The sequence below is a fragment of the Pseudomonas endophytica genome (assembly GCF_001411475.1).
Classification (GTDB): Bacteria; Pseudomonadota; Gammaproteobacteria; order Pseudomonadales; family Pseudomonadaceae; genus Aquipseudomonas; species Aquipseudomonas endophytica.
In genome coordinates this window covers 1-5,659 of the sequence record NZ_LLWH01000081.1, presented here as the reverse complement: position 1 = coordinate 5,659, position 5,659 = coordinate 1, and the positions used below count along the sequence as shown (strand labels likewise).

The following is a 5,659-nucleotide window of genomic DNA, read 5'->3' as shown; positions in this document are numbered from 1 at the left end:
CGATATTTTCGCCCGGACCTTCTACATCGGCGGCGTGGTCACCCTGCTCAGCCTGCTGTTCGGGTTTCCGGTCGCCTATTGGCTGGCCACTTTGCCTGAGGGTAAAAGCAACCTGCTGATGATTTGCGTGCTGCTGCCCTTCTGGACCTCCCTGATCGTGCGCACTGCGGCGTGGGTGGTGCTGTTGCAGTCAGACGGCATGATCAACCGCTCACTGCTGTTCTTAGGAGTCATCGACACACCGGTGCAGTTGGTGTTCAACCGCACCGGGGTGATTATCGCGATGACCCACGTATTGCTGCCGTTCATGATCTTGCCGCTGTACAGCGTGATGAAAAACATCCCCAGCAACTACGTGCGAGCGGCTATTTCACTCGGCGCCCATCCGTTTGTAGCGTTTTGGCGGGTGTACGTGCCGCAGACCTTTGCCGGGTTAGCCGCAGGCGCATTGCTGACCTTCATCCTTGCTATTGGCTACTACGTGACACCGGCGCTGGTGGGCGGAGCCGCGGATCAAATGGTCAGCTATTTCGTCGCGTTCTACACCAATAAAACCGTCAACTGGGGCATGGCGTCAGCACTCGGGAGCTTGCTCTTGATTGCAACCCTGCTGCTGTATGGGGTGTACGGCAAACTCACCCATTCCAACCAGGCGAGGGCATAACCATGTTGCAACCTTATGCGTCCAAAGCCGAAAAACTGGCACGGTTCGGATTGGTGTCGATCTGCGTGCTAGTGCTGCTGTTCTTGATGATTCCGGTGTTGGTGATTATTCCGCTGTCCTTCAACTCGTCATCGTTCCTAACCTACCCGATGGATGGATTTTCGCTTCGTTGGTACAACGAGCTGATGACGTCTGCAGAGTGGCGCCAAGCCTTTAAAAACAGCTTCATCATCGCCCCGGTGGCCACCGCACTGGCCATGATCTTGGGCACCTTGGCATCGGTGGGCTTATGCCGCGGCAACTTCCGGTTTAAAGGCTTAGTCATGGCGTTTCTGATCGCGCCGATGATCGTGCCGCTGGTGATTGTTGCGGTGGGCTTGTACTTCTTCTTTGCCAAGTTGCAACTGCTTAATAGCTACATCGGCTTGGTAGTGGCGCACGCCATCTTGGGTATGCCCTTTGTGGTCATCACCGTGAACGCAACCTTGCAAGGTTTTAATACCAACTTGAGCCGAGCGGCTGCGAGCTTGGGCGCCCCGCCGCTGACGGTTTTTTTCAAGGTGGTTTTACCGCTGATTGCCCCCGGCGTGATCTCTGGCGGGCTGTTCGCGTTTGCCACCTCGTTTGATGAAGTCGTGGTCACGCTGTTTCTGGCCAGCCCTTCACAACGCACCTTGCCCTTGCACATGTTCTCGGGTATTCGCGAAAACATCAGCCCCAACATTGCAGCCGTCGCCACCATCATGATCGTGCTGTCGGTGTTGATGCTTCTGACCCTAGAAGTCCTGCGACGGCGCAACAAGAAACTAAAAATCAAACAACAATAAACACACTGCCCGCCTCTTCTGGGGTGCTAACCAACGCCGTAAACCTTCTCCGAGTTCAACCCTGGGGGCGGGTCACTTTTGTCCAAATATTGAGGTTTCTATGCCTAATTTAGTGGGTGATGTTTCCAGTGCAGCCCGCATCCTGCCTGATCTCAATGGTGAAAAGCTGTTTATCCGCAACGGCAAAGGCGCCTACTTGTGGGATGACCAAGGGCACCAATACGTCGACACCGCTCTGGGCTTTGGCGCTGTGCTGCTGGGCCACTCGAATGACACCGTCAACGCCGCCGTGGGCCAAGCGCTGGGCGACAGTGCCGCGCCGTCTTGGGCGCATGTACGCGAACATGATGCGGCCACTGCACTGGCCAAACACACCGCAGCGCTGTCCAAAGTGATTTTCACCAACTCGGGCAGCGAAGCGGTTCACCTAGCTTGCCGAGCTGCGCGGGCCTACACCGGTCGCGGCAAAATCGCCAAAATGGCCGCGGGTTTCGACGGCTGGTTCGATGACGTCAGCTTCGGCAACGTCACCTCCCAAGAAGCCAACTTTAGCGACGGCAACCGCCCATCCACAGACCGCGTCACGTTACTGCGCTTTAACGACTTCAACGATGTTGAACGGCTTTTCGCCGAAGACAGCCAGATTGCAGCTGTGGTGTTGGAGCCGATGCTGGCCAACGCAGGCTGCATCATGGCCTTACCTGGCTACCTCAAACACGTACAAGACATCGCGCACAAACACGGCGCGCTGGTCATCAGCGATGAAGTGCTGATGGGGTTCCGCCTACACCCTGGGCTTGCGGCACTGCAAGAAGGTTTGGACCCCGATATCGCCAGCATTGGCAAAGCCATCGGCAACGGCGTACCGGTGTCGGCGGTCGTAGCTAAGCCGCAGATCATGGCCGGTTTTGAAGAGGGCCGAGTGATACGCGGCGGCACCTTCAGCGGCAACCCTTTGGCCTGCGCGGCAGTGACCAGCACCTTGGCGCAACTGGACGTTCTTGATTACGAACAACTGATTGCACGCGGCAACGCCCTACGCGCGGCCATCGAAGCAACTTTTAAGCGCCACGGGATGATCATTACCACCAGCGGCTACGGCAACGTATTTGGGATCTGGCTGGGCGCGGTTGCCCCGACCACCTACGAACAGGCCGCGCAGATCGCCAACCCGTCCTTCAGCAAAGCATTGCACCTAGCCTTGCGTGAAGCGGGAGTACTGATCATGCCGTCGCCGTACGGCAGGTTATACCTCTCGTTTGAACACAACGACCGCGTGATTGATCAAATCAACACTGCATTCGAACAGGCGGCGGCCAAACTGAGTGCTGAATATGCCAACGCGCTTAGCCGCTGACGAGGCACGCTGCGTCTACAGGGGTATGTGAGGTACTTTCGGCCTAACGCAGCGCTGCGTCTACTGCGCGTAGGAGCTGCCGCAGGCTGCGATCTTTTGCTTTTGAAGATCAACAGATCGCAGCGTGCGGCAGCTCCTACAGGGTGGATTCGCCAAGAGGTGAAATACGCAGCTACGTATCTTCGTTTGTGAGAGCCGTTACAGCGCTAATCTTGGAGTCTTTCACTACTCCAAGAGGGCAAAGGAATGCCGTTAACTGCAAGCAACTGCCGACTCCGTAAAGGACGTACTTCCCAACCCAATCAGCTTTATGTCCTGACGTGTGTAACCCATCAGCGAAGGACCGTGTTCAGCAATTGGCGTCTCGGACGCCTGCTTGTTAATTAATTGCGCCAGGCCGAGGATGCGAGTCTTGCTACCTCGCAGGCTTGGGTGATCATGCCCGATCACTTTCACTGGTTGATCCAGCTCCACCAAGGCACCCTTGGGCAACTGATGTGTCGGGTAAAGTCGCGTAGCAGCAAGTCGATCAACGAGCGCACGGCAACCCAAGGTCGGCTCTGGCAGCGCGGCTACCATGATCGTGCTGTGCGGCGTGAAGAACACATAAAAGTAGCTGCTCGCTACATCGTGATGAACCCCCTTCGTGCCGGGCTGGTTAAAAAGGTCGGTGATTACCCTTTATGGGATGCAATCTGGCTTTAAGATCACAGCCTGCGGTGCTGGGTGCAATTACGGGGCTCCTACAAGGGGTTTGGGGTGTCCGGGGGTTGTGCAAAAGTTTAGGTAAAACACCGCTGTTCGCGCAGCAGTAGTTCCAGCTCTTGCGTGGGCAAGGGGCGGCTGAAGAGGTAGCCTTGAACTTGGTCGCAGCCGTTGTCTGTCAGAAACTCCAATTGCTCATCGGTTTCGACACCTTCGGCAATGACCTGCAAGTTGAGGCTGTGGGCCAGCTCGATGATGGTCCGGGTAATGGCCGCGTCTTGGGGGTTGTGCGGTACTTCGCGGATAAAAGCGATGTCGATTTTCAACTTATCAATCGGAAAACGACTCAGGTAAGCCAAGCTCGAGTAGCCCGTACCAAAGTCGTCGATAGCGATTTTTAAACCCATCTCACGCAGGGCCAACAAGCTGGCGATGGTTTCTGGGGTGTTGACCATTAATGAGCTTTCGGTCAGTTCAAGCTCCAGCCATTTGGACTCAATTTGATGCTCATTGAGCGCACGCTGGATGCTTTCGACCAAGTCACCCTCGGTGATCTGCTGCGCCGAGACGTTGACCGCAACCTGCGCCAACCTCAACCCTAATCGCTGCCATTGGGCAATTTGCTTGCAGACACTGGCAATCACCCATTGCCCTACCTCGGATATAAGCCCCATCTCTTCAAGGATCGGTACGAAGACTGCCGGGGACACGCTAGGTAACCCCGGTCGAGGCCAGCGCAACAGCGCCTCAACCCCGCAGATTGTTCCGTCGTTCAGGTCAATTTTAGGTTGGTAGTACAGCTCAAAGGCTTTCTTGCGCACCGCCTCTCGCAACGCGGTTTCTAGCTCTTGGCGCGCCTGAACTTCAACGTTCATTTGTGCGGTGTAAAACCGGTACGTGTCCCTACCTGCCTGTTTAGCACGCGTCATCGCGGTCTTGGCTTGTTTGATCAGGCGTTGAGCGTCGATGCCATCATCGGGGTAAAGTGCGATCCCGATGCTCGCCGTCATCGTCACCTCTTGCTCATGAACCTTAAAAGGCTCACGCAGCTCTTCACGAATACGCTCCACGATTTGTTTGGGCCCCGACTGACCTTTGCGGATCATCAGGATCAAGGCCAACTCATGCCCGTCCATTCGCCCCAATGTGTCGCTGACATTAAGGCAGCTGGCCAACCGAGCGCTGAACTCAACCAGCACCTGATCACCGATCAAATGCCCCCATATTTCGTTAAAGCTATTAAAGTCATTCAAATCGACCGTGCACACGGCCAATTGCCACCCCCTGAGCGCGGCTTGGGTCAGGCCCATTTGTAAGGTGGTGTAGAACAAGTTGCGGTTGGGCAAACGGGTCAGCGGATCGTAGTTGGCCATTTTCAACAAACGCTCGTCGCTGCCCATTGCGGACTGGAACCGCTCGACGTCGATGGTGCGCTTTTGCAGTTGTTGTTCGAGCATCAAGGTGTGAACTACTTGATAGTCGCCAAACGCTTTGAGCCGTAGCAAGTTGCGCACCCGCAGCCATAGCTCGGCACTGACCACGGGTTTGCTGAGGACTTCTTCGGCACCCGCCTCCAGCCCTATTAGCCGCGCACTTGGCTCGCTGAGGCCCGAAAGCATAATGATGGGGATATTGGCCGTTAACAGATTCGACTTAAGTTCACGGGCAACTTGATAGCCGTCCATGCCTGGCATCATTGCATCTAGCAAAATTAAATCAGGCGGTTGATTGGCGATCATCATTAAGGCCATTTCACCTGAACTGGCACTCAGCGTGTTATAGCCCTGATCCTCAAGTAACTCTTCCAGCAGCTCTCGGATACATTCGTCATCATCAACAATCAGCAGTGTGGCCGGCGCTGTAGACATGAAAAGTCCTCAATTCAGTCGGCCTAGGTTCTCAGCCTTTGGCAATCTGCCCCTGTTTGCCAATCGTTTGAACTCCGTTAACGCGGTGTTCGCTCATTAATTGGGTGGGAGTAAAGCATTCTTCTCCGGGTTTGACCACGCGCCGCACTAGATAATTCAGTCATCCGCCGCGTTGGTGGCCAACGGCTTAAGAACAGCGCAGTCACGTTAAAAGGCGGAGGGTTTATAAGGGGTTTCC

The 5,659-nt window shown here is 55.5% G+C and carries 4 protein-coding genes and 1 pseudogene; 4 read left to right on the top strand and 1 reads right to left on the bottom strand.

Annotation, left to right across the window (positions count from 1 at the left end; all coding sequences use genetic code 11):
- The 4 genes and pseudogenes from AQS70_RS07180 to AQS70_RS23190 all read left to right on the top strand — a co-directional run.
- On the top strand, positions 1–664 hold a 664-nt coding region (locus AQS70_RS07180; protein WP_156355047.1), incomplete at its 5' end, for an ABC transporter permease.
- A 2-nt stretch (positions 665–666) separates the two neighbouring features.
- Entirely contained in the window at positions 667–1,491 is an 825-nt protein-coding gene (locus tag AQS70_RS07175; protein ID WP_055102189.1) for an ABC transporter permease, read from the top strand.
- Positions 1,492–1,591: 100 nt separating this feature from the next.
- The gene (locus AQS70_RS07170) at positions 1,592–2,848 is read left to right on the top strand and encodes an aspartate aminotransferase family protein (RefSeq protein WP_055102188.1); all 1,257 of its coding nucleotides are present in this window, start codon (positions 1,592–1,594) and stop codon (positions 2,846–2,848) included.
- Between the two features lie 246 nt (positions 2,849–3,094).
- A pseudogene (locus AQS70_RS23190) lies at positions 3,095–3,553 on the top strand (REP-associated tyrosine transposase).
- Between the two features lie 77 nt (positions 3,554–3,630).
- On the opposite strand, the gene AQS70_RS07160 reads toward AQS70_RS23190, so the two are convergent.
- Entirely contained in the window at positions 3,631–5,421 is a 1,791-nt protein-coding gene (locus tag AQS70_RS07160; RefSeq protein ID WP_055102186.1) for a putative bifunctional diguanylate cyclase/phosphodiesterase, read from the bottom strand.
- Positions 5,422–5,659 lie beyond the last annotated feature (238 nt).